The 24,435-nt window shown below is 31.3% G+C and carries 23 protein-coding genes, 22 tRNA genes and 2 pseudogenes; 45 read left to right on the top strand and 2 right to left on the bottom strand.

Annotated features, from left to right (window positions below; all coding sequences use genetic code 11):
• The first annotated feature begins 124 nt into the window (after positions 1 to 124).
• From EKN01_RS07700 to EKN01_RS07845, 37 genes and pseudogenes are all read left to right on the top strand, one after another.
• Positions 125 to 197, top strand: a tRNA-Thr gene (locus tag EKN01_RS07700).
• Positions 198 to 200: 3 nt separating this feature from the next.
• Positions 201 to 272, top strand: a tRNA-Gly gene (locus EKN01_RS07695).
• A gap of 14 nt (positions 273 to 286) precedes the next feature.
• Positions 287 to 372: transfer RNA gene (locus tag EKN01_RS07690), tRNA-Leu, on the top strand.
• Positions 373 to 385: 13 nt separating this feature from the next.
• Positions 386 to 459 (top strand) — tRNA-Arg (locus tag EKN01_RS07685).
• An 8-nt stretch (positions 460 to 467) separates the two neighbouring features.
• Positions 468 to 541, top strand: a tRNA-Pro gene (locus tag EKN01_RS07680).
• Between the two features lie 36 nt (positions 542 to 577).
• Positions 578 to 651 (top strand) — tRNA-Met (locus EKN01_RS07675).
• An 8-nt stretch (positions 652 to 659) separates the two neighbouring features.
• Positions 660 to 733: transfer RNA gene (locus EKN01_RS07670), tRNA-Ile, on the top strand.
• A 27-nt stretch (positions 734 to 760) separates the two neighbouring features.
• Positions 761 to 834: transfer RNA gene (locus EKN01_RS07665), tRNA-Met, on the top strand.
• Between the two features lie 16 nt (positions 835 to 850).
• Positions 851 to 924: transfer RNA gene (locus EKN01_RS07660), tRNA-Asp, on the top strand.
• 43 nt (positions 925 to 967) lie between these two features.
• Positions 968 to 1,038, top strand: a tRNA-Gly gene (locus EKN01_RS07655).
• A gap of 13 nt (positions 1,039 to 1,051) precedes the next feature.
• Positions 1,052 to 1,125, top strand: a tRNA-Ile gene (locus EKN01_RS07650).
• 7 nt (positions 1,126 to 1,132) lie between these two features.
• Positions 1,133 to 1,220: transfer RNA gene (locus EKN01_RS07645), tRNA-Ser, on the top strand.
• 6 nt (positions 1,221 to 1,226) lie between these two features.
• Positions 1,227 to 1,298: transfer RNA gene (locus tag EKN01_RS07640), tRNA-Glu, on the top strand.
• Positions 1,299 to 1,334: 36 nt separating this feature from the next.
• A tRNA-Ser gene (locus tag EKN01_RS07635) sits at positions 1,335 to 1,424 on the top strand.
• Between the two features lie 21 nt (positions 1,425 to 1,445).
• A tRNA-Asp gene (locus tag EKN01_RS07630) sits at positions 1,446 to 1,519 on the top strand.
• A gap of 4 nt (positions 1,520 to 1,523) precedes the next feature.
• Positions 1,524 to 1,596 (top strand) — tRNA-Phe (locus tag EKN01_RS07625).
• 12 nt (positions 1,597 to 1,608) lie between these two features.
• Positions 1,609 to 1,691, top strand: a tRNA-Tyr gene (locus EKN01_RS07620).
• 4 nt (positions 1,692 to 1,695) lie between these two features.
• Positions 1,696 to 1,766: transfer RNA gene (locus EKN01_RS07615), tRNA-Trp, on the top strand.
• A 13-nt stretch (positions 1,767 to 1,779) separates the two neighbouring features.
• Positions 1,780 to 1,852: transfer RNA gene (locus tag EKN01_RS07610), tRNA-His, on the top strand.
• 7 nt (positions 1,853 to 1,859) lie between these two features.
• A tRNA-Gln gene (locus tag EKN01_RS07605) sits at positions 1,860 to 1,931 on the top strand.
• A gap of 14 nt (positions 1,932 to 1,945) precedes the next feature.
• A tRNA-Cys gene (locus EKN01_RS07600) sits at positions 1,946 to 2,016 on the top strand.
• Between the two features lie 32 nt (positions 2,017 to 2,048).
• Positions 2,049 to 2,132: transfer RNA gene (locus EKN01_RS07595), tRNA-Leu, on the top strand.
• Positions 2,133 to 2,964: 832 nt separating this feature from the next.
• The gene (locus EKN01_RS07590; protein ID WP_432264339.1) at positions 2,965 to 3,345 is read left to right on the top strand and encodes a MerR family transcriptional regulator; all 381 of its coding nucleotides are present in this window, start codon (positions 2,965 to 2,967) and stop codon (positions 3,343 to 3,345) included.
• 84 nt (positions 3,346 to 3,429) lie between these two features.
• The gene (locus EKN01_RS07585) at positions 3,430 to 3,813 is read left to right on the top strand and encodes a carboxymuconolactone decarboxylase family protein (RefSeq protein ID WP_129045677.1); all 384 of its coding nucleotides are present in this window, start codon (positions 3,430 to 3,432) and stop codon (positions 3,811 to 3,813) included.
• 580 nt (positions 3,814 to 4,393) lie between these two features.
• Complete coding sequence (locus EKN01_RS07580; RefSeq protein ID WP_129045676.1) at positions 4,394 to 5,152, top strand: AfsA-related hotdog domain-containing protein; 759 nt, start codon at positions 4,394 to 4,396, stop codon at positions 5,150 to 5,152.
• Positions 5,153 to 5,154: 2 nt separating this feature from the next.
• Positions 5,155 to 5,472 (top strand): HAD family hydrolase, encoded by a 318-nt coding sequence (locus tag EKN01_RS07985; protein WP_129045675.1) that lies wholly within the window; start codon positions 5,155 to 5,157, stop codon positions 5,470 to 5,472.
• 2 nt (positions 5,473 to 5,474) lie between these two features.
• A complete protein-coding gene (locus EKN01_RS07980) occupies positions 5,475 to 5,966 on the top strand; it encodes an HAD hydrolase family protein (protein WP_129045674.1) in 492 nt (163 codons plus the stop codon).
• A 22-nt stretch (positions 5,967 to 5,988) separates the two neighbouring features.
• A complete protein-coding gene (locus EKN01_RS07565; RefSeq protein WP_129045673.1) occupies positions 5,989 to 6,459 on the top strand; it encodes a hypothetical protein in 471 nt (156 codons plus the stop codon).
• 12 nt (positions 6,460 to 6,471) lie between these two features.
• Positions 6,472 to 7,107 (top strand): hypothetical protein, encoded by a 636-nt coding sequence (locus EKN01_RS07560; protein ID WP_129045672.1) that lies wholly within the window; start codon positions 6,472 to 6,474, stop codon positions 7,105 to 7,107.
• Between the two features lie 5 nt (positions 7,108 to 7,112).
• Positions 7,113 to 7,337, top strand: coding sequence for a tautomerase family protein (locus EKN01_RS07555; RefSeq protein ID WP_129045671.1), 225 nt, complete (start codon positions 7,113 to 7,115; stop codon positions 7,335 to 7,337).
• 1 nt (position 7,338) lies between these two features.
• Positions 7,339 to 7,551 (top strand): hypothetical protein, encoded by a 213-nt coding sequence (locus EKN01_RS07550; RefSeq protein WP_129045670.1) that lies wholly within the window; start codon positions 7,339 to 7,341, stop codon positions 7,549 to 7,551.
• Positions 7,544 to 8,314: pseudogene (locus EKN01_RS07540) on the top strand (SDR family oxidoreductase). The gene EKN01_RS07550 and the pseudogene EKN01_RS07540 overlap by 8 nt, the downstream one beginning before the upstream one ends.
• 10 nt (positions 8,315 to 8,324) lie before the next feature.
• A complete protein-coding gene (locus tag EKN01_RS07535; RefSeq protein ID WP_129045667.1) occupies positions 8,325 to 9,521 on the top strand; it encodes a thiolase family protein in 1,197 nt (398 codons plus the stop codon).
• 781 nt (positions 9,522 to 10,302) lie between these two features.
• On the top strand, positions 10,303 to 11,808 hold the full coding sequence (locus EKN01_RS07530) for a hypothetical protein (protein WP_129045666.1): 1,506 nt from the start codon (positions 10,303 to 10,305) through the stop codon (positions 11,806 to 11,808).
• Between the two features lie 194 nt (positions 11,809 to 12,002).
• On the top strand, positions 12,003 to 12,287 hold the full coding sequence (locus EKN01_RS07525; RefSeq protein ID WP_129045680.1) for an ArsR/SmtB family transcription factor: 285 nt from the start codon (positions 12,003 to 12,005) through the stop codon (positions 12,285 to 12,287).
• Between the two features lie 43 nt (positions 12,288 to 12,330).
• Positions 12,331 to 13,821: pseudogene (locus EKN01_RS07520) on the top strand (MFS transporter).
• Positions 13,822 to 13,994: 173 nt separating this feature from the next.
• Positions 13,995 to 14,159 (top strand): hypothetical protein, encoded by a 165-nt coding sequence (locus tag EKN01_RS07845; protein WP_164966395.1) that lies wholly within the window; start codon positions 13,995 to 13,997, stop codon positions 14,157 to 14,159.
• A 23-nt stretch (positions 14,160 to 14,182) separates the two neighbouring features.
• Here the strand turns inward: EKN01_RS07845 and EKN01_RS07515 are convergent, their stop codons facing one another.
• Positions 14,183 to 14,515 (bottom strand): dihydrofolate reductase family protein, encoded by a 333-nt coding sequence (locus tag EKN01_RS07515; protein ID WP_129045665.1) that lies wholly within the window; start codon positions 14,513 to 14,515, stop codon positions 14,183 to 14,185.
• A gap of 72 nt (positions 14,516 to 14,587) precedes the next feature.
• Between EKN01_RS07515 and EKN01_RS07510 the strand changes: the two genes are divergently transcribed.
• On the top strand, positions 14,588 to 15,208 hold the full coding sequence (locus EKN01_RS07510) for a GyrI-like domain-containing protein (RefSeq protein ID WP_129045664.1): 621 nt from the start codon (positions 14,588 to 14,590) through the stop codon (positions 15,206 to 15,208).
• Between the two features lie 67 nt (positions 15,209 to 15,275).
• A complete protein-coding gene (locus EKN01_RS07505) occupies positions 15,276 to 15,620 on the top strand; it encodes a hypothetical protein (RefSeq protein ID WP_099975077.1) in 345 nt (114 codons plus the stop codon).
• A gap of 38 nt (positions 15,621 to 15,658) precedes the next feature.
• Here EKN01_RS07505 and EKN01_RS07500 read toward each other — a convergent pair whose 3' ends face one another.
• The gene (locus EKN01_RS07500; RefSeq protein WP_129045663.1) at positions 15,659 to 17,491 is read right to left on the bottom strand and encodes an LPXTG cell wall anchor domain-containing protein; all 1,833 of its coding nucleotides are present in this window, start codon (positions 17,489 to 17,491) and stop codon (positions 15,659 to 15,661) included.
• Between the two features lie 218 nt (positions 17,492 to 17,709).
• On the opposite strand from EKN01_RS07500, the gene EKN01_RS07495 reads away from it, so the two are divergent.
• The 6 genes from EKN01_RS07495 (at position 17,710) to EKN01_RS07470 (ending at position 24,288) form a co-directional block, all read left to right on the top strand.
• Positions 17,710 to 18,357 (top strand): deoxynucleoside kinase, encoded by a 648-nt coding sequence (locus EKN01_RS07495; RefSeq protein ID WP_129045679.1) that lies wholly within the window; start codon positions 17,710 to 17,712, stop codon positions 18,355 to 18,357.
• A gap of 57 nt (positions 18,358 to 18,414) precedes the next feature.
• A complete protein-coding gene (locus tag EKN01_RS07490) occupies positions 18,415 to 18,909 on the top strand; it encodes a QueT transporter family protein (protein ID WP_099975074.1) in 495 nt (164 codons plus the stop codon).
• A 62-nt stretch (positions 18,910 to 18,971) separates the two neighbouring features.
• On the top strand, positions 18,972 to 20,171 hold the full coding sequence (locus EKN01_RS07485) for a glycosyltransferase family 4 protein (protein ID WP_129045662.1): 1,200 nt from the start codon (positions 18,972 to 18,974) through the stop codon (positions 20,169 to 20,171).
• On the top strand, positions 20,164 to 21,189 hold the full coding sequence (locus EKN01_RS07480; RefSeq protein ID WP_129045661.1) for a glycosyltransferase family 4 protein: 1,026 nt from the start codon (positions 20,164 to 20,166) through the stop codon (positions 21,187 to 21,189). Before EKN01_RS07485 ends, EKN01_RS07480 begins: the two co-directional genes overlap by 8 nt.
• A gap of 9 nt (positions 21,190 to 21,198) precedes the next feature.
• Positions 21,199 to 22,236, top strand: a complete 1,038-nt coding sequence (locus EKN01_RS07475) for a lysylphosphatidylglycerol synthase transmembrane domain-containing protein (RefSeq protein ID WP_129045660.1) — start codon at positions 21,199 to 21,201, stop codon at positions 22,234 to 22,236.
• Positions 22,237 to 24,288 (top strand): LTA synthase family protein, encoded by a 2,052-nt coding sequence (locus EKN01_RS07470; protein ID WP_129045659.1) that lies wholly within the window; start codon positions 22,237 to 22,239, stop codon positions 24,286 to 24,288. It abuts the gene before it with no gap.
• The last annotated feature ends 147 nt before the right edge of the window (positions 24,289 to 24,435 follow it).

Here is a 24,435-nt window from a genome sequence, read left to right as displayed (position 1 = left end):
GGCGGAATTGGCAGACGCGCTAGATTTAGGTTCTAGTGTCCAGTGGACGTGAAGGTTCAAGTCCTTTCACCCGTATTAACAATTGAATAATTGTTTCAAGGTATATTATTATATATGATGATATGCCGACTTAGCTCAGTTGGCAGAGCACCTGTCTTGTAAACAGGGGGTCGGAGGTTCGAATCCTCTAGTCGGCATATGCGGAAGTAGTTCAGTGGTAGAACATCACCTTGCCATGGTGGGGGTCGCGAGTTCGAATCTCGTCTTCCGCTTTCATTATAGTAATGCCGGGGTGGCGGAACTGGCAGACGCACAGGACTTAAAATCCTGCGGTAAGTGATTACCGTACCGGTTCGATTCCGGTCCTCGGCACTATAATGAATATGCACCCATAGCGCAACTGGATAGAGTGTCTGACTACGAATCAGAAGGTTGTAGGTTCGACTCCTACTGGGTGCATTGTTTCACGGGAAGTGGCTCAGCTTGGTAGAGCACCTGGTTTGGGACCAGGGGGTCGCAGGTTCGAATCCTGTCTTCCCGATATCAATGATTGTTTTATATTTATTGATTTTGTTTTGGCGGTGTAGCTCAGCTGGCTAGAGCGTCCGGTTCATACCCGGGAGGTCGGGGGTTCGATCCCCTTCGCCGCTATTTATTCCGGACCTTTAGCTCAGTTGGTCAGAGCAAACGGCTCATAACCGTTCGGTCGTAGGTTCGAGTCCTACAAGGTCCATTATAGGGAATAAACTTATAATATTATCGCGGGATGGAGCAGTCTGGTAGCTCGTCGGGCTCATAACCCGAAGGTCGTAGGTTCAAATCCTGCTCCCGCAATAAAAACTGAATATTTGGTTCCTTGGTCTAGTTGGTTAGGACGCCTGCCTGTCACGCAGGAGATCACGGGTTCGACTCCCGTAGGGACCGTTAGTGACTAATTTTTAGTTACTTTAGTATTATTTCCTGATATGCGGGTGTAGTTTAGTGGTAAAACCACAGCCTTCCAAGCTGTTGTCGCGAGTTCGATTCTCGTCACCCGCTTTGCCGCTATTATGGGCCTATAGCTCAGCTGGTTAGAGCGCACGCCTGATAAGCGTGAGGTCGATGGTTCGAGTCCATTTAGGCCCACTAATCTGGAGAAGTACTCAAGTGGCTGAAGAGGCGCCCCTGCTAAGGGTGTAGGTCGCTAACGCGGCGCGAGGGTTCAAATCCCTCCTTCTCCGTTTTTCGACCCGTTGGTCAAGTGGTTAAGACACCGCCCTTTCACGGCGGTAACATGGGTTCAAATCCCGTACGGGTCATAGGTGCAATGCATCTTAATATTCTTAAGCATTTTTGGAGGATTACCCAAGTCCGGCTTAAGGGAACGGTCTTGAAAACCGTCAGGCGAGTAACATCGCGCGTGGGTTCGAATCCCACATCCTCCTTTGTGAGTTTCACTCACGTTTGGTTCCTTGGTCTAGTTGGTTAGGACGCCTGCCTGTCACGCAGGAGATCACGGGTTCGACTCCCGTAGGGACCGTAATGGCTCGGTAGCTCAGTTGGTAGAGCAATGGATTGAAGCTCCATGTGTCGGCGGTTCGATTCCGTCCCGCGCCATTTGTTTTTTCTGGAGGGGTAGCGAAGTTTGGCTAAACGCGGCGGACTGTAAATCCGCTCCTTCGGGTTCGGAGGTTCGAATCCTCTCCCCTCCATTATAGGGATATAGTTTAAAGGTAGAACTACGGTCTCCAAAACCGTCAGTGTGGGTTCAATTCCTACTATCCCTGTCTACCTTTTATGGCGGTATTGGTGAAGTGGTTAACACATCGGTTTGTGGATCCGACACACGTGGGTTCGATTCCCACATACCGCCCTTTTATTGGGCTATAGCCAAGCGGTAAGGCAACGGACTTTGACTCCGTCATGCGCTGGTTCGAATCCAGCTAGCCCAATTTTATTTTGATATGGCGGTATAGCCAAGTGGTAAGGCATGGGTCTGCAAAACCTTGATCACCGGTTCAAATCCGGTTACCGCCTTTGTGGTTGTATCTTTATCAAGGTAATATTTTGCCGGTGTGGCGGAATTGGCAGACGCGCAGGATTCAAAATCCTGTTCCCGTTTGGGAGTATCGGTTCGACCCCGATCACCGGTATAAATAGCATATTTATACCATGTATAAAGCATAAAAAAGATCACTAATTGTTGATTTAACAATTAGTGGTTTTTTTTTATCCAAACTATTTTTAAAAGTGCACACTTCTTGCACACCTTTTTATGAATCAGCTAAATGTAGACCTCAGATGTTGTAGATGAATGACCAAATTTTTCATCAATACAACATTCGATCATGTAAATAATTATGCAAAGAAGCAAATTACATCTATTCTTCTCCCATGTGATTATTGGAAAAATAGAAGCCTCTGAGGAAGGTTACTATCAGTTTCAAGGAGATAATCTATTTTTAGATCGCTAATAATATTAAAAAATTTAATGTATTCTATATATTTACTTCTATTATGTACAATTAATATTAATAAGTTTTAAAATTTATATATAATTTCTGCGAATGATTATCTGAACTGAACTTAAATTAAGAAAGTAACTAAAAGTTCAGGAAAGTTCTTATAAAATATTTTTCTATTTTAATAGTAATAAAGTGAATAGAAAAATATCTTTTTTTCTTGAACATTCGTAAATAGTCTATATAACCTAAAGAATTTTATATATCTTCATTTTTGTTTTGTGTAAGATTTTTACTTTATTATTTACAAATAAATATATAAATACTTTAATTAGGTGGCCACAATAATTGATTGACATTAAAGTATGGATTTGTTGTCTTTTTAAAAAAAATTCTGTTACTATTAGTTATTTAAAACTTTGTTTGGCATCTACTGTTTTGAAAATTATTAAAACATTACTATATATTTATATTACTATATGGAGTATACTCAAAATCAATTGCTAGTATCAAGGGGGGTATTATGTATAAAATTGGGGAATTTTCAAAAAAAGTAAATATTTCCATTGATACTTTAAGGTATTATGAAAAAGAATGCCTTATTGTACCTGAACGCATAGAAAATAATTTGAGGGTATACAATGATAAAGATCTTATTTGGATTGAATTTATAAAAAGATTAAAGCTGACAGGAATGTCTATAAAGAATATTAAAAAGTATGCAAATCTCAGATATGAGGGTAATGAAACAATTCCACAAAGATTGGAACTGTTATTTGATCAACGTCATAAATTGGAGAGTGAGCAAGAAACGATAAAAGAACATATTAATTTTATTAATAATAAAATTAATATTTACCACAAAATGCAAAAAGAAATAAGCGATAAAAAAGTCATTCATTAATGGCTTTTTTTTATTGACATGGAGTTAACTCTAGATGTTATTTTCAAGGTGGCAACAAAATAATAAATAAGGGAGTACAACTTTATGCCAAGCCAAAATAAGATAGATAGATTAGAACTAGGAAAGCAAACACTTTCAAAAGTAGACGGATCCTCTGCAAAGGGAGTAATGGAATCTTTAGATAATATTGCACCAGATGTCGGAAAATATATTTTTGAATTTGCATTCGGAGATATTTATAATCGTCCAGGATTAGATTTAAAGCAAAGAGAAATGGTAACAATTACTAGTTTATTGACTCAAGGAGATACAGAAAATCAACTGAAAGTTCATATTAATGGATCTTTAAATGTTGGACTAACTCAAAGAGAAATAATAGAAACTTTCATTCATTGCTTACCCTATGTTGGATTTCCTAAAGTGTTAAATGCAATAAGTGTTGCTAAAGAAGTATTTGAAACTTTTTAAAAGTTTAATAAGCTTAATGAAAATATACTAAATTTTGCAAAAAATGAATTAAATGACTTTAATTGTTTTTATAAAGAAACATTATTTCATAATTATGCAATTCTAAGTCAAACACATAAAATAATGAAATAGTTAGAAGACATAAATAATATGGACACTGCAGTAACATTAAATTTTGATTGTCTTCACAAAAGGCGGAATCTTGATGAGTATTGGGTAAATATATATAAGGTAATCTCTATAGATTTTGGTTATAGGGTCGATATCAGGAACTTGAAATAGTTTGATGAAAAAAGTTAACCAAGATGTAGTTACAAAATGATTCTATAGTTTTTTTTGAAATTTTTCATCCAATTATTATGTATTTCAGAAGGTAAGTTTTAACTTAGTAAAGTAAATGTAATAGTTGTATTGGGGAGTAAAAGAAAAAGCTTTAGGAAGAAGATATATTATTATCAATAATAAAAAACTTAAACTTAATGAAAACTTGTATCATCAAATTCTTGTTAAATTTAATACAATTTTTAGTATCTTTAATAATTTTAATTAATTGTTATTCATAATATAAGGGGGAACCATAATGGTTAGAGAAATTCAAAACGATGATATTGTTATCAATGAAACTAATCCTGAATTACCATATATCAAGAGCAAAAGTAGTAAGGACTTATTCAAAATAGCAAGTATATTTCAAGATGAATTAGGAAAAATTGAGTACTTTCAAACGCATTTTAATAAATATAGTGGAGAAAATGATATTGATTACGAATGGGATTATAAAAAACCTAGCAGCTTTTATGGTTTGATTGATGAAATAGTTCTTTCAAAAGATGCTCAAAGTAGACTATTTTTATCTTCAAAAAAAATTGGTAAAGGATATGTACACAAGAACCATGATGAAAATGTAATGTTAAGTGAACCTGAAAGGTTTGGAAATTTATTTGGATTCAAAGTTTTTCCTGATTTAGAAGAATTAAATAGTGACCATAAATCTGATCATATAGATGGCATAAAATTGTTTGAAGCAATCAGACAGGCTACACTTGCCTCGAGTCATTTGGTAGGATTGAAGTTTGATACAGCTACTGCATTAATGCAGACAAAAATTGACTACATCAAATTTGTAGAAAGTAATATACCATTCCTAGTAGAGATAATTCCCTTTTGTAAAGTCGATGGTGGGGCTATGTTTACTGTTTTTTCGATTATTCAAAATGGAGAAATTGTAATGAAAGGTTACATGGGTGCGTATGTATTTAGAAGTAAAGAACAATTTTTTTCTAAAAGAGAGGATATGAAAATAGAAGCTCAAAAAAAACAAGTTAGGATGAATTTTTAAATATGCCAAATATTGATCAATTCAAAATTATAGCAATGGATATGGATGGTACTGTTTTAAACTCTGAAGGAGAATTAGATATCGAAACGGTTAAATCTATTAATAAATTAATATCTTTAAAAAAAGAAGTTTTCTTCGCGACTGGAAGAATGCCAGAAGCAGCGAGAAAGCATTTAGAAAGAAGTAATATGAGTGGATTTATTATTTCAAATAATGGTGCTCTAATTATCGATATACTAGATGGGAAAGTAATCCTAGATAAAAGACTTAATAAAGAATTAGTTGACTATGCAATCGAATTACATGAAAAAAAAATATAACAATGCATATGAACTATATTAAAAAAACATTTACAGATAAGTTATCAAAAAAATCATTAAATTATGCTGATAATTTAGGCATTGAAATATATAAGAAAGACTTATCAAAGATAATTCAACTCCCTAATTCCATTCTTTTTATTGATAATAAGCAAAACTTGGAAGAGATATTAAATAAAATGAATAGTCGTTTTTCTAACACCTATAGCCACGTATTAATTCCTTGGAAAGAGAACTATTGGTTCTTACAGTTCTTACCTCAGAGTACTTCCAAGGGAGATACTTTATTTGAATGGGCAGAGTACAATAATATATCTAAAAAAGAAATACTTAGTTTTGGGGATAGTTATAATGATTTGGAAATGATTAGTGGTAGTGGTGTTGGAGTAGCTATGGAGAACGCTGAGCAAAAAATTAAAGAGGTAGCTGATTATGTAACCAGCAGTAATGATGAACTGGGTGTCTCAAACTTTATTAATAAAATTCTAAATTAGGCTAAAAAGGAGGACTTTTAAAATGCCTTTCTTGAAATTGTATTCGACAGCAGATTTAAGTGAAGAAGATAGATGTCAAACATGCAAAAAGATGACAGAAATTATTGTAAATAATCTAGAAGTTTATCCGGACAAAATTCAAACTCACGTTCAAGATAATGTTAAAACAATGAGTAGATCAGGTATTTCCACTAATGAAGAAAAATTTTCAGTAGATAGCAGACTAAGAAATATTGATTTTACAAATAGTTATTTCAATAAAGTTAATACGAAAGAAGAATTATTTATTTTAGAAATAGAAATATGGATAGGAAATTCCATTTCTTCTAAAAAAAGAGTTTCAATTAATCTAACAAATTATTTTAAAGAAAAATTTGAAATATCAGGAGACAATATACTAATACTTTTTCATGATATGAATCCTGAAGATTGGTTTCAAAATGGAATAAGTGGTTCAGAAAAAGATTTTTTAAATAAAAGTAGGGAATATTAGGAGGAAACAATAATGAATTTGAAAATTGACAATGCAGAGTACTTAGTAGTTATGGAATGGGATTATAAAAAAAAATTTAAAAAAGAAGCAATTTCCGCTTGGAAAAATTCGAATGCTAAAACCCTCATTAGTGATTCAGTTATTTATAATGGAATTAAAAAATATAGTTTAGTTGTCCTATATACAATTAAAAATTTTTCTGAGATACAAAAATTTTTGGAAAGTAACGAATTTCTAGAATTTAGAGAAAAAGAATCAGAATATATGGACAGTGATTTTCATCAATCAATTGTTGGATTGGTTGAAAAAGTTAGAGATAGAAAAACATTTATTCCCAAAACAAAATATATGCAATTAAGAACAATTGAAGTTCCATTATCAGATATAGATTCATATTTAGAATGGAGAAAAAGGAGAATCTTTGAGTTTGTTAAGAAAAATGAAATGGTTACTTCTTTTATAGCGTTTCATGCTGTATTTTCAAGTACACCTGGTGTTTTGTTTGTTACAGAGTTTGAAAATGATCCAGATGAATACAGAGAAAGCTTTTTGACTCCGGAGTATCAAGAAATAATTAAAGAAGCTGGACATGAACATATTAAATCTGGTGAAAAAGGATTAGAAACATATGAGTATGAGAGGGTTTAATTAAAATGACAATAACTAGAATTGATACATGGGATGGAATCACGGAAAAAAAGGCTAAACTATGGGCCGAAGCTATTACTAAAATTATATATGAGGAATTTGATAATAATCTTGATGAAATTCAGGTTTATATCAATCTTGTATCTCCATCACATTGGTCTCAAGCAGGTATTATGGGAAATGATGATTCATGGATAGAAAAATCTAAACGGAAAAGTTATGGAGAATAAGATGCCGGTTATAAAAATTGATACTAATAATAAAATGACTAATTCAAATAAAAGAAGAGTCATATCAATATTAACAAAAAAAACTAACGAATTACTAAGTGTGCCAATTGAAAAAATAGTGATTAAAATACATACATTTGATAATGAGGAAATTGGAAAAGTTGAATTAATCGAAGATTATATTAATAATAACGAAGAGAAAAAGCATGAATAGAGTTGCATTGGTGACTGGCGCAACTGGTGGCATGGGTAAGGAAATTGTAAAAGCATTATATAATCATAATTATGACTTAATTACAATTGGTAGAAATGAAAAGAAATTTCAAGAATTTTTGATCAGTGAAAATTATGATAAAAATCATATTTCATTTTATAAATGTGATATTACTAAATTGGCGCAACTGGAAATATTAAAACAGACAATTTGTAAAAATTATAAGCAAATTGATGTTCTGATTAATTGTGCCGGAGGTTGACCCATAGGCAATATATTGGAAATTACAGATGTTCAGTGGAATGACAATATATTGTTAAAAGAATTGGGTTATATACGTCTTACTAGAATCCTATATAACTTATTAATTAAATCGAAAAATGCCCGTATTATTAATATCGTAGGAATACAAGGTAAACAACCGGATCCAAATTTTGTACTTGAAGGAGTAATAAACTCTTCATTGCTGGCTTTTACTAAAGCTATATCTATTGATTTGGCAAAGTATGGAGCTACAGCAAATGCTATTAATCCGGGAGCGACTAACACTTACTTATGGGAAAATATTGTTGAGGAACTTTCTCAAAAAAATAACCAAAAAAAATCTGATTTGAATAATCATTTTAAAAAACAGACAGGTTTTAATAGACTAGCTGATCCTAAAGATATAGCCAATGCTGTAATGTTTTTAGCTTCGGAGGAGACAGGTTATATTAATGGTATTTCAATAAATATTGATGGTGGAGCTTTTCCCGGATTTTAAGGAGATTAATATGAATAAGAAGGTTTATATAGTTAATGGTTATCGTACCCCTATTGGAAAGATGGGAGGAATATTATCATCGTATACAGCAGTAGATCTCGGAAAACTTGTTATTGAATATCTTACAAAAAAATCTGGAGTCCCATTGGACGCTATTGATGAGGTATATATGGGTAATGTTATACAGGCTGGAAATGGTCAAAATCCTGCAAGACAAGCAGCAGTTAATGCTGGATTACCTGTTACAGTACCAGCTACAACAATAAATGCAGTCTGTGGTTCAGGCCTACATAGCATTAATATGGCTGCAAAATTGATACAGCTTGGTGATATTGATGTAGCAATTGCTGGAGGTATGGAAAGTATGACTAATTCTCCATACTTATTGAAAAAAGCGAGATTTGGATATAGATTAGGAAACGGAGAGTTAGTTGATTCTTTGAATAATGATGCTCTGATGGATGCATTTAATAATTATCATATGGGAATAACGGCCGAAAATATAGTTGATAAATATGGACTTACAAAACATGAATTAAATATTTTTTCAATGGAAAGTCAGGAAAAGGCAATTAATGCACAAAAGAAGGGATTATTTACTCATGAAATTATTCCTTTAAAGTTTTTTGATAATAGAACAAAATCAAATATTTTGATTGATATTGATGAAAATCCTAGAGAAGGATTGAGTATTACTAAATTGGATAAAATGAAGCCTGCTTTTAAAGAAAATGGACAAGTTACTGCTGCAAATTCTTCAGGTATAAATGACGGTGCTGCTGGTGTTCTATTAGCAAGTGAAGAAGCAGTTAAAAAATATAAACTAAATCCCGTGGCTGTTTGGAATTATGGAACGCTTGTAGGTGTTGAGCCTAAATTAATGGGATTAGGTCCTATTGATGCAGTGAATAAAGTACTAAAAAAAGAGCAAAAAGAAGTTAATGACATTGATTTGTTTGAGATCAATGAGGCATTTGCTGCACAATCAATACCAGTTATTAAGGAGTTACAAATAGATAAGGGGAAAGTTAACGTTAATGGAGGTGCTATAGCTTTAGGTCACCCCGTTGGTGCTTCTGGGGCTAGGATTTTAGTTACATTAATTCATAGTTTAATATTTAATAATAAGAAATTTGGAGTAGCAACTCTATGTATAGGTGGTGGAATGGGATGTGCAACAAGCATTGAAATTATTAATAACAAATAAAAGGTCCTACTTATAAAGTAGGACCTTTTATTTGTTATTAAAGTTGATATAGAATTGACAATAAATTAAGAAGGTTTTTCTGAAGTATGTTTTGATTATAGTTTATTTGAAATTACAAGTGAAGAATTAATATTTCTTATATTAGCTATGAGTATTAAATTAACAAGATTGATTTTGTTGTTGTAACCGATCACAATAATTTTGAAGAAATTAACAAATTAAATACAGTTCTTGAAATTATGAATGTAGAAATAGGTCTTAAAATCTTTGTAAAGTTTATAATCGGTCTTGATATTACATGTCTTGATAGATTAAATATTTTTATTATTTTTGAAGATAACAATTTTATTCATGTAAAAATAGCTTGGTAGTGAGATTATGAATCCAAAAATTGGTACATATAAAGACGTTTTATATATATTATAATATTTTTATGTTATCGATTTATTACTGAATTTCTTTCAATCATTTATTATTTAGAGGAAAAGGCTCTATTGTAAAGAGATTTGACATTTAATTGAAGCTGTCGAATCTATAAATTTAAACAGTTTTAATTTTGTTAAATCAATAATTTTAGATTATAATTTAGATTATTATAGTTGTAATTGTTCTTCAAATGTAGATCATAGTAATTTTATTTATAGTCAATTAAATCCTGATGGTCCTGCTGAAAATGTAAATATATACTGTATAACTAATTCGAATAAATATACCTAACATAATTAGGTAGATATTTTAATTTTTTAAAACTTAATTATCGAGATGAGAAAGTAGAAAATCAATGTACTATAAAAAATATATGAATGTCAGTAACAGAATCACTAGTGCCAATAGTATCCCTGAAATTTTGAAAATTAGTAAAAAACATTATTCAAAATATAATAATAGAAAATTGTGTCAAATGTTTAACAAATTCATATGGGATAGAAAATTTTATGAAGAGAAATATTCAATTAGAACTATGAACGAAGTATGTGTACTTCTATCTTTACATCATAAACAAAAAAATATATATATTTCAAGTAAAGTTCAACCAATAAATGAGAAAAATATATTAACATCTATCATTAAATCTTTTGAGAAAATAGATTTAATAGAAAGAATGGACCAAGATAATAAATTTACGTCTGCGTTTGAATTAATGGATGTCGAAATTGCATATCAGGAAGATTCTTATAATTACAGTACTATATCCATAGGTGATTACTTATACATATTTAGAAAATTTAATAAATTATCTGAATATGTTTATGGTGTATCTATTTATGAATTATGTGAGTTCTTTTTGGAAATAACTTCAAATTGCGATTTTGCTAAGGGGTGGTTTAGCAAAGAAGAAATGTTGAAATTGACAAAAAAATTTAATATTAGTTTAAATAATTCATTTTTTGTTGTAGCGAAAGACTTTAATAGAGAAAAGAAATATTTATCCGATATTAAAAAAATATTTACAGGAAAAATAGGAATTGAATTTGAAGATGGGTACTTCATTCCATCATCTCCAGAGTTTGTTTTTGACAATATTTATAGAGGACTATTAAACAAAGGAGATCTGGGGAAAAAAAGGGGAAAACTGTTTCAAAATCTTGTTTATGAAGAATTTTCAAATTACTTATCAAAATTTAATATAGAGGAAGGATATTACATATCCCAAGAATATGAGCAAGATATTATTTGCTTTAATGAAAAAAGTATTTATATTATTGAGTGTAAAGGAAGTAAATTTCATTCTGTTCCTAGAAATAAGGAAATAGCCAGAGAAAGATTATTACAAAAATTTAAATCAGTTCCATTGTCTGCCTATAAGCAAGCAAAAAGGGTAGAAAATTACATTAATGATGGGGATAATATAATTTATTTTTATAATAATAAAGAAGAAAATGTATTTTCACTAAAAAAAAATAATCAAAACATTTTTAAAATTGTGGTAACTTTAGATGATTATTATAATTTATCAGAATCTCCGGAAAGTTTCGTAAGTAATGAAGATTCAAAAGAAGATAACTTAGATGTATGGATTGTTAATATTTTTGAACTTAGAAGGATAATGTGGGCATGTGATAGTGAGAAGTTATTTGAGCGTTACATCAAGAGTAGAATGAAAAACAATTCTGTTTCTTCGGCAAGCGGTCAAGAATTAGAACATTTTGGGTTGTTTATAAATTCGAATCTAAATTTTATGGAAAATGGTAATGAAGCGGTCTTCTTAGACAGAAGTTTTTCTGCAATATTTGATGAATATGATAAAGTGGTAAGTAATAATGAAATTAACCTTTTAAAAAATTGAACCACAAATATTAGTTGCGAGTAACAAAGCCACTTTTATATGATAAACAATGAAGATATTCTGGTAAGATTCTAAGTAAAAGATTAAGTTCTTTTCTGCATTCAAAAATTTTAAAATCACAATATATGTCTACTTTGACTGATATTTTAATACAATATTTTGTATAATTATAATTTTGGTTGTATCATATGTTTATGACAATAGAACAAAAAGATATGAAAAGATCAGAAATATTTAAAGTGCTATCAGATCCTAATAGAATTAGAATGATTCGAATATTGTACTCAAATGGTTCAGAGATGACTTGTGGAGAGGTGGGAGATAAGCTTTCAATAAGTAAGTCAACAGTTTCATATCATTTTAAAATTCTAAGATCAGTGGGTCTTACTAACACCCGAAGGGAATCAAGAAATAAATTTCTCTCGCTAAATTTAAATACTTTTGATGAATATTTACCTGGTTTTCTGGATTCTTTGTAGAATCCAGTTTATTTTTATCTTATAGTTCTATAGTTATAAAACAATGGAAGAAGATGTTTTTTTGACTAAAGTTAATAAATCAAACTTATCTTTGGTAATGATAGCTATATTTATTGCAACTTTCATGACCTCTGTTGAAACAACAATTATCACAACTGCATTACCAACAATTATTAGTAAGTTAAACGGACTTTCTGTGCAGAGTTGGGTGTTCGCAATGTACTTATTAACGACCTCTGTAAGTACACCAATTTATGGGAAACTATCAGATAGAGTTGGAAGAAAACCGATTTTTGTAGTTGGACTACTGGTTTTTTCAATTGGTTCGCTTTTATGTGGTATTGCTTCTAATATTTACCTATTAATTTTCTTTAGAGCAATACAAGGTATTGGTGCCGGAGCAATAATGCCTATAACATTTACAATAATTGCTGATTTATTTGAATATGATAGAAGATCAAATATGATTGCATTGAATAATACAGCTTGGGGAATATCTGCACTACTTGGTCCTTTAATCGGAGGGTTCATAGTTGATAAGCTAAATTGGCACTGGGTATTTTTTATAAATGTACCGCTGGGAATTTTTGTTTTGACTTTAGTAACATTTGGTTTGAAAGAAAATAAAAGAGAACAATCCAATGAACCAATTGATTTTAAAGGAATGTTTTCACTATCTATTGTTTTAGTTACTTTATTAATGATTTTACAAATTTTTGGAAGTAATAATATTAAAAACGTATATTTGATAATTCTTGGAATTATTTTTGTTAGTTCGTTATTTATTTTCTTCTTTTCTGAAAAACAAGCAATCGATCCGATCATACCGCTTAAATTATTTAAAAATCAGTTATTCACAATTCAAATTTTAACTGCATTATTATTAAGCGGTATACAGATTGGATTTCAAACTTATTTTCCAATTTAGTTGCAGTCAATTTATAGAGTTTCTGCTTCAGTGGCGGGACTTGCTGTAACGCCAAGCCCGGTAATGTGGTTAATTATGTCATTTTTTGTATGTTACTTGATCAAAAAATATGCTCCTAAGAGAATAACCATTCCAATCGTAACTTTAATGGGATTGTCATATATTCCACTAATATTTATAACTAAAAATGTATCAATAATAATCTTTTATATAATTGCTGGTATTACTGGTGCTGGACTAGGGATTGTTATAACAATGAATACTTTACTATCACAAAGAGTTGTCCCGGAAGATAGTGTTGGTGTTGCATCATCTATGCTGACATTGGGCAGAACCTTAGGACAAACATTAATGACCGGAATATTTGGATTAATATTCAATTTGTCTATTAATAACTCTGTACATATTAGTAATAGTATTTCGTTTGAACAAATTAATAATTTTATAAGTTCTACTAACCATGCATATTTAGGAAATAAAATGGATACTGTAATGTCCACTATAGTATTGAAAGGAATGCATTCTGTATTTGAAGTTGTCTTAATCATATTTATCATAATTTTAGTTATAAATATTTTGGACAAAAACAATGAGGTAATTAAGTAATAAAGATCAATTCCTCGAATTTAATATTTATTAGAATAAATAAAACCACTTATATTATAAGTAGTTTTATAATTTGTTTTCATTTATTGCAATATTTATTATAATAATATAAACTTACTTTGGATGTAATTTTATTATTACATTTTAGGGAATTGTTTGAGGAGGACTCGGCAATGATGAGTAAGTTAGGAATTGATTTAAATGTCACATCGCAGGGATGTGTTTACTGTTCAAAAGAAAACCTTGAACAGGTTTATGTCAAAACAATATTGGATGGTACATTAGAAGAAGTTCGCATTCGACCATTGTATTGTCCATTATGTGGAAGAAAGCTATAAAAAAGACCTCTTAGAGGTCTTTTTTATTTTGTATATTTTATTTCTACTACGTCTCCATAAGTAACTGTTTCTGTAAGTTTAAATCTTCTTAAGCTATTAAGTTTTTTAAACAGCGTATTACCATCCCCCAGGAGGATAGGTGCTATTTGTATTATAAGTTCATCAACCAAATCAGCTTCAATTAATTCTGTTATTATTTCTCCGCCACCAACAACCCAGATATCTTTACCATCTTCTTTTACAAGAGAGTTGGCTAAATCCACTGGGCTTTCTGTAGGTATAATGATGTTTTTATTTGTTTTGTCTGCAAGGTATCCATCTAATGAGATACAGCCGTAAAAAATTATTTTTCGCATATTTATCCTCCAAGTATTTTATAATTATAACAATGTAGTTGATATAATTTGAACAAACTAAGGAGAAATAATATGAAATACGAATGGCGAAAATCCGAAAAAGATATTTATTTACCAAAAGAGGTAAGTGTATTAGATTTACCAACATATAGCTATATTACTATTTCTGGTAAGGGTAATCCAAATGAGCAAGAGTTTTCTGATAGAATTTCAACTTTATATCCTGTTGCATATAATTTGAGAATGGCCCTAAAAAAAGGGGTATATACAGAACCTTTTGAATATACTGTTTATCCACTTGAGGGTGTTTGGACCACATCAGATGGTTCAAGAGATGAATATTTAAATAAAGATGCACTTGTATATAAGATAATGATAAGACAGCCTGATCAGGTCACTAAAGAAATGTTTGAAGAAAGTATTAACGATGTTAAGTCTAAAAAAGACCTAGCTTTAATTGACGATATTAAGTTTGAGCAAATCAGTGATGGTAAAGTTATAGAAATTTTGCATAAAGGTCCATTTGAAACGGAAATAGAATCTTTTAAGATAATGGAGGATTTTATGGAGCAAAATAATCTAACTAGAAATAATATCATGGAAAAATATGCACACAGAGAAATTTATTTGTCAGATTTTAGAAAAGTAGATAGAAGTAAGTTAAAAACAACTTTAAGGTACTCACTTAATTAAAATTAGATAGTATAAATTTATTATCTAATGTATAATTAAATTATAAAATTATACAAGAGGTGAGATTATGAAGAAGAAACTAATTAATGTTTTTATTATTAGTATGTTAGCTTTAGGATTTGTTGGAAGTGTATCATCAGTAAATGCTAGCGCTGCTACTACAGATGCTTCAACCGAATATGCTCTACCAACTGTTACAAAGATTGAAACTGGTAATTTTCCGTATGTAATTGATAAGCCAGTGGGTCCTACAACATTGAGCGGTATTTCATTAATGATGTTGATTAACCCTGATAACTTGCTACATCACTCAGATGTTCTTGTTACTATGAGTGATGGAACTCAATTACTAAGATACAATGAAGATCTTTATGTTGATGCTAGCCAAGTTTTAACATACATTCTTAGATAATAAAAAAGCCTTGAGTCTGTTATGACTCAAAGCTTTTTTTATTTGGTTAATTTCTTATTTCTTCTAGTAAATAATACAGCAACACCTGCAAGCAACAATGTTCCAATTGTTGAAATCATCAGAGTATCTTTTTTAGTGCTTGTCTGTGGAAGTTTTCCATTGCTATTACTTTGATCAGTTCCTATAGGATTAATCGGAGTGATTGGGCTGATTGGATCAACCGGATTAGGATCTACCGGAGTAACAGGATCAATAGGTTTAGGTGGATCAACCGGATTAGGATCTACCGGAGTAACAGGATCGATAGGCTTAGGCGGATCAACCGGATTAGGATCTATAGGAGTAACAGGATCAATAGGTTTAGGTGGATCGACTGGGTTAGGATCCACAGGAGTAACAGGATCGATAGGCTTAGGCGGATCAACTGGATTAGGATCCACAGGAGTAACAGGGTCAATAGGTTTAGGTGGATCGACTGGGTTAGGATCTACCGGAGTAACAGGATCGATAGGTTTAGGTGGATCAACTGGATTAGGATCTACCGGAGTAGTAGGATCGATAGGTTTAATTGGTTCCACGGGATCAATAGGAATTACAGGAACTTCAGATTTGGGATCAGATGTCATTAAATTATTAACAACAGTATTTTCTGAATTAATTGTAAAATGAATTTCATCTTCATTAATTTCATATCCATCTGGAGCATTTAATTCCTTAAAGTAGTAGTTACCATGTTTTAAATCTTCAACAGTTATTTTTCCATTCGCATCAGTATCTTTAGAATCAATTAGAACATCATTTTCATCAAAGAGACCATATGTAGCTCCGGGAACAAGAATACTGTCATCATCTGCGTCAGTTTTTTGTAGTGTGGCAGAACCTCTATCTTTACCACTACCATTACCTGTGTTGACATTTGATGTTACCTTTGCAGAAGAACTGTCTTCACCTGCGACAGAGCCTTCTCCGGTACCATTACCATTCCAGGTCATACTTGCATTGTTTCTGAATACGGTAGTTCCATCATTTGCTAGTTCTGGAGGCACTACTTTTGTTTGTAACTTAATTACATACATTTGTGCACCGGCATCAGGAATAGTTACATTAACTCCGTCTGTCATTTCTTGCATAATATATTCGCCAGAATTTAGTTCTCTTCCGGTATTGTAAATACCATCGCTTTTCCAAGTAGCTTCATAAATTGATGCAGAACCTAAAATATATTCTAGATTAGGATCAGTAATACGATCTTCAACATTGATTGTACCTAGGTCAAGTTCATTTCTATTTACCAAAATAGACCATGTGATTACAGGATTTCCTTCATCATCTTGACCTAGTACACCTTTTTTAGATGTATTAGATGTTGATACTGCGATGTTCATATCACTATGTTGTTCACCATTCATAGTTTCAAATACGACGTCGTTCATACCTACATTGGCATTTTTACTAGGTGTAATACCATCGTTTATTTCGATTTTACCTTTTAGGTCGTCAACTCCCTCAACGTTCGTGAAGTTAACAGATATAGTGTTGTCGGCATTTAGAGTAACATTACCAATAACTTCACCAAGTTCGTTTGTTATATCGAAAGTTGTACCTGGTTTGCTTACTTTCAATTGTTCAGGTAAATCTATAGTTAAAGTGTCACCGTTCTTTAATTCAACACCTGAAGCGTCAAATTCGTAGGTTAAACTCACACTACTACTATAGCTATAGCTAGGTTTGTTGCTTGAAATCTCAGCACTAGATATAATATCTGAACTAGAATATGAAGCGGCTGAGACAGTTGTTGGCTTAATATTTCCCAAAATTATAAATAAACCAAACAAAACAATAATTATTTTTTTGAATTTTGAAATAATCATAATTTCCCCTTTATACTTTTTTCACAATTACTAATGTATTATAAAATTTTTATATATGACAATGCAATATCTATTATAATTATTTTTTTTATTCTAAATAGTTCCAGTTATCAACTATTGAATAACATTTGTAAATTCTTCATAAAAAAAGTCCATAGAATTTACTAACTAAAGTGGTAAGATATAAAAGTAATTTTTTTATAGGGAGGGTCAAAATGATGATCGTATTAAGCGGCACAATTGGCGCCGGAAAGAGCTCATTAGCAACACTTTTATCTGAACACTTAGGAACTGAAGCATTCTATGAGCAAGTAGATGATAATCCAGTTTTACCTTTGTTTTATAAAGATCCTAAAAAATATGCATTTCTATTGCAGATATACTTTTTGAATAAACGTTTTGATTCTATTAAGCAAGCAATGTCGGATGACAATAATGTTTTAGATCGTTCTATTTATGAAGATTCTCTATTTTTCCATATGAATGCCGATATGGGACGTGCAACAAGCCAAGAAGTGCAAGTTTATGATGATCTTTTGGATAATATGATGCAGGAGCTTCCATATGCTGCTGATAAAAAAGCCCCAGATTTATTAGTTCATATCGACGTATCATATGAAACTATGATTAACAGAATTCAAAAACGAGGTCGTGATTACGAACAGCTTGAACAAGATAGTACATTGGAAAATTACTATAAATCACTACTTAAAAGATATGATGGTTGGTATGACAACTATGACTACAGTCCTAAAATGAAAATTGACGGTGACAAATTTAATTTTGTTGAAAATGAAGATGACTTGCAAAGTGTTTTGCAACAAATTGATAAAGAATTAGAACTTAGAGGAATTGAAAGAAATTAAATATTGAGACAGTTAACACTGGTAACCTGTCTTAAATAAAACAGTGGAGAATTTAAATTGAATAATAAAACTCATGAATTAACAAAAATAGCTATTGTTGCGGCTTTGTACATTGTGTTGACAGTAACACCTGTAATTTCAATACTTTCTTATGGACCAATTCAGTTTAGAGTTTCTGAAGTATTAATGATTTTGCCATTTCTTGACCATAAATATAGTTGGTCATTGATTATGGGATGTCTGGTGGCAAATGTATTTAGTGCTTCACTTGGAGTTTATGATATAGTTTTCGGAACTATTGCTACTGCTCTAGTATGTTTCATCATTACCCGAGTACCAAACAATTATAAGAATGTTTGGATAGTTCCAGTAACAGGTTCTATAGTAAATGGACTAATTATTGGAGCAGAACTACATTATGTTTTAAAATTACCATTCTGGATTTCTGCCGGAACGGTTGCACTTGGGGAATTAGGTGTTTTAATTGTAGGAGTTATAATTTTTTACTTCTTACTGCAAAATAATAATTTCAAATCTATAATAACTAGATAAAAGGGGAAGAGATTCCTCTTTTTTGCTATAATAAAGTTTATAAATAAGCAAGAGGTGTGTGTATGAACATCGGAATATTCACTGATACTTACTTCCCACAAGTAAGTGGAGTGGCTACATCAATTCAAACATTAAAAAATGATTTAGAAAGAAAAGGTCATTCTGTATATATTTTCACTACAACTGACCCCAATGTTTCGAAGGATACAATTGAACCCAATATATTTAGGTTATCAAGTGTTCCGTTTATTTCATTTAAAGATCGTAGAGTTGCGATTAGAGGGATGTTCCACGCTGTAGATTTGGCAAAGGAATTAAAATTAGACATAATTCATACCCAAACAGAATTTTCTTTGGGATTAATAGGAAAATTTGTTGCTAGACAATTAAAAATTCCCTTCATACATACATATCACACAATGTATGAAGACTATTTACATTATGTTCTAAATGGTCACCTATTAAAGCCATACCATGTTAAGCAAATGACTAAAATGTTTGTAAAGAGTGCTTCAGGTGTTGTTGCTCCAAGTGAACAAGTTAAAGAAACACTTGATAGATATAAAATATCTGCACCTATAAAAATTATTCCAACTGGTGTTGATATTTCTGAATATACAAAACCAGTTAATACAGCAAATCTACGTAAAAAGCTAGGATTAGATGATGATACACCTGTCATTTTGATGTTAAGTAGAATTGCGATGGAGAAGAAAATTGACCATATGTTGGAATGTATGCCAAAACTTTTGGCATATAATCCTAAAATCAAGTTAGTCATCGTTGGTGGTGGACCTGATATGAAAGAATTAGTTCAAATTTCTGATGATCTTAACCTTCAAGAAAATGTAATATTTACTGGTGAGGTAGATCACGATAAAATTTCACCATATTACCACATGGCTAATTTATTTGTTTCTTCTAGTGATACAGAATCTCAAGGATTAACATATATAGAAGCAATAGCTTCCGGTCTTAAGATTGTGGTACGTAGTGCACCTTATACGGAAGAGCTATTAACTGATCCATCAGTTGGTGTGACATTTAATGATGATGACCAGCTAGTACCAAAGATTATCTCCTATTTGGATCATTCCAAAGCTTTCGATGACCATGAAGCTCGTCAACAAGTTATCTATAATATTTCTTCTGATAAGTTTGGAGATTCTATTATTGATTTCTATAAAGAATCACAACAATACTTTATTAAAGAAAAACTTTCGGATTCTTCAATAAATCCAGAGGAGTATACAAATGATTAAGATTGCCATGTTTTCTACTGCAGATAAAGTCGCAGGTCAGGGTGTAGGTAGTGCTTATCTTGAATTGATTAACTTGTTAAATGAAAGATTCAAAGATGATTTTGACATTACTATTAATGATTATTCAAAAAGTGATTTGAGTCATTACCATACAATTAACTTCCCATTTTATTTATCTACTTTTTCTAAAAAAAGAGGTAGAAAAATTGGATACGTACATTTTCTACCTGAAACACTTGAAGGAAGCATCAAATTACCTTATTTAATAAAGAAAGTATTTTACAAATATGTGATTAGTTTTTATAAGCGAATGGATCAAATTGTCGTTGTTAATCCTACTTTTATTGATAAGTTAGTAAATCATGGATTAGACAGATCAAAAATCAAGTATATTCCTAATTTTGTTTCAACTGAAAACTTCTATCACAAGACAGAAGCACAGAAGCTGAAATTTAGAAAAGAAAACAATTTAAAACCAGATGATTTTATAGTTTTTGGTAATGGACAAGTTCAAGAACGTAAGGGAATTGATGATTTTTATCAATTGGCTTTAGACAATCCAGATATAAAATTTATTTGGGCAGGTGGATTTTCTTTTGGACGTATCACAGATGGATATGACCGATACAAGAATATGATCGATAATGCACCAAAAAACATGATTTTTACAGGTATTGTAGATCGCAATGATTTGGTAAATTACTATAATATTTGTGATATATTCTTACTTCCTTCATATGATGAGTTATTCCCAATGTCAGTTTTAGAAGCTTTCAGCTGTGGAGCACCAGTATTACTTAGAGATTTGGAATTATATCAAGCAATCATTAGTGGATACTATCATCCAGCTAGTGACCGTTCTGAAATGGAAGATTTCATTAAGAAAGCTAAAAAAGATAGATCTTTACTAGAAGTGTTGAAAAAAGAATCAGATGTTGCAACTAAAAGATATTCACAAGATAATTTGAGTAAAATTTGGTATGATTTCTACAATGAGCAATATAATTTGACTAGATAGGCTATATTTATGAATAGAAAAAATGTAATTGCATTGTTTGTTATGCTATTTGTTGGTTTTGGAATTTTTTGGTGGGAAGCACGTAAGATTGACTTTGCTTCTCTATTAGTTATACTTAAAAATTTGAATTATTTTTGGCTATTAGTTGCGGTGTTATCTATGCTAATCTCCTTCGGAGTGGAGGCATTGGTGCTGCATACTTTGTTAAAAAAAGAAGAAGATCGTAAATTTGGTTGGTGGGAAATGTTCCGTATTCCACTAATTCAGGCATTGTTTAATGCGATAACGCCATTTTCTTCTGGTGGTCAACCAGCTCAACTTGTAGGATTAATGCAATCAAAGATTGAAGGAGCACGTGCAACTTCAGTTTTACTAATGAAATTTATAATTTTTCAAACCATCGTCTTAATTAACTTTATTTTTGCAATGATGATTAGTTTTCAAAGTGTTGCAAAACATTTTTCAGGATTAGCATCATTAATTTTATTTGGTATGGTAATTCATTTAGTTACAATTACATTTTTACTAATGGTTATGTATTACTATCAATTCACTAAACATTTTGTATCAGGAACCTTAAAAGTAACTTTATTTTTCTTAAAACCAGAAAAAAAGAATAGAATAATTAAAAAATATTTAAGAAGTATCGATGATTTCTATCAAGAGAGTCTTATTTTAAAGAAGGAAAAGAAGAAAGTTATAAAAGCTTCACTTCTAACTTTCGTACAGTTATTCTTCTACTATCTTGTAGTTTATTTTGTATTGTTAGCATTACATATCAACAATGCAAACTTTGTGGACGTTATTGTTATGCAAATCATGATAGTTATGATTACTTCTATTTTCCCTATCCCTGGAGGAACAGGTGGAGCAGAAGTTAGTTTTAAAGCTTTATTTTCAACTTTTATACCATCAAGACCGTCACTTATTTTAGGAATGTTTTTGTGGAGATTTATTACATATTATTTAGGAATGTTCCTTGGAATCATAGGTATTTCCAAAAAACCTAATCTAGATAATATCGACAAGAAATTGGAGACTAAGTAAATGAAGAATGTTTTTAAGAAGATATCTAATTTTCTGAATACACGATTAGGTTTCGTATTATTAGCGCTTGTTCTGTATGTAATGAAGACAGTATATACATACGAAAATAAATTTAACCTAGGTGTAAAGGGAAGTATGCAAACTTTCCTAATGATTATTAATCCGATACCGGTTATGTTGTTACTATTTGGTCTTTCACTATACATGAAGGGAAGAAAATCATATATTTTTCTTCTAATAATAGACTTCTTAGACACATTATGGCTGTTTTCAAATATTCTCTACTATAGAGAATTTTCTGATTTTATAACAATGGCTCTAATCAAGGGTTCATCAGCAACATCAAATAATTTAAGTAAAAGTATTTTAGGAATAGTAAAACCTACTGATTTTCTAGTATTTTTAGATGTAATAATTTTAATTCTATTACTATCGTTCCATGTAATTAAAATGGACATCAGAAGATTAAACTGGAGAATACCAGTATTAGTTACATCTTTGGCGGTATTGTTGTTTGGAGCAAATCTTTCTCTAGCAGAGGCAGACAGACCACAACTTTTAACAAGAACTTTTGACAATAACTATATCGTTAAGTATCTAGGATTAAACGCCTTTAATGTTTATGACGTGACAAAGACGACAAAAACAAATGCCATTAAGGCAAATGCAAAACCATCTGACCTTACATCCGTTAAGAGATATCTTGATAACAATTACGTTACACCTAATGCTGAATATACTGGTATAGCAAAAGGAAAGAATGTCTTTGTTATTCATTTAGAGAGTTTCCAACAATTTCTAATTGATTATAAGGTTAACGGAGAAGAAGTAACTCCTAACCTAAACAAAATATATCACGAAGATAATACCTTAAGCTTCGACAATTTCTTTAATCAAGTAGGACAAGGTAAGACTTCCGATGCCGAAATGATGTTAGAGAATTCTCTATTTGGTTTACCAGAAGGGTCAGGAATGGTTGTTGATGGAACTACTAATACTTTCCAAGCTATGCCTGCTATGTTAGACCAAGATGGTTACACTACAGCAGCATTCCATGGGGATGTTCCAAGTTTCTGGAATAGAGATAACGCCTATAAATCATGGGGCTATGATTATTTCTTCAGTTCTAATTATTACAAACAGAAGAAAAATTATAATGTTGGATTTGGAATGAAGGATAAGATATTCTTGAAGGATTCTTCACAGTACATTGAACAATTACCACAACCTTTCTATGCAAAACTGATTACTGTGACTAATCATTATCCATATGATCTGGATAAGAAGAATCAATCAATTGCCAGAACAAAAACGGGTGATAAAACTGTAGATGGTTATGTCCAAACAGCAAGATATTTGGATGATTCTATTGGTGAATTTATGGATTGGCTTCAAAAGACAGGGTTAGACAAAACCAGTATGGTTGTATTCTATGGTGATCATTATGGTATTTCTGATAATCATAAAAAAGCTATGTCCAAATTAACCGGAATCAAGAATTTTGATGATTTCCAAAATTCTCAATATCAAAGAGTTCCGTTTATGATACACATGGATGGACTACAAGGTGGTATAAATCATACTTATGGTGGCGAGATTGACGTAATGCCAACATTGATGAACCTTATGGGAATTTCCGATAAAGGAACAGTTCAGTTTGGTAGTGATTTACTTTCGCCTGAGCATTCTCAAGTGGTTGCATTCAGAAATGGTGATTTTGTTACCCCAAATGTTACAAAAGTAGGAAGTACTTACTATAATACTAAGACCGCTAAAGTTGATACCAAGATTTCGGATAAAGAGAAATCTAGACTAACTAACAAAGTAGCCACAGAACTATCACTTTCTGATCAAGTACTAAATGGAGATCTATTAAGATTCAATAAGTTAGATGGTTTTACTAAAGTTAATAAAGCTGATTTTAGTTATAAAAAATCAACTGCTCTTAAGAAGTTAAAAGACTCCCAAAAGAACAAGACAAGTTTGAAAATGGAGAATGATGGAAAGTCTTACGTAGAAGACTACGTAACTAATGCACCAGAGTTGAAATAAAGAGCTAAGGGACAATGTCCCTTAGCTCTTTTTATATTAAAAAAATTAACTAAAATATGAGTTAAAATCAAAAAACGAAAAAAAAGTAAAATAAAGTGTAAAAAGGGGTTGCAAGGAATAGCAGTAATTGATAAGATAATATTTGTT

The organism is Companilactobacillus metriopterae (assembly GCF_004117915.1).
GTDB classification, from domain to species: Bacteria; Bacillota; Bacilli; order Lactobacillales; family Lactobacillaceae; genus Companilactobacillus; species Companilactobacillus metriopterae.
The sequence above is the reverse complement of the archived record's forward strand: the minus strand, read 5'-3'. Positions and strand labels throughout refer to the sequence as shown.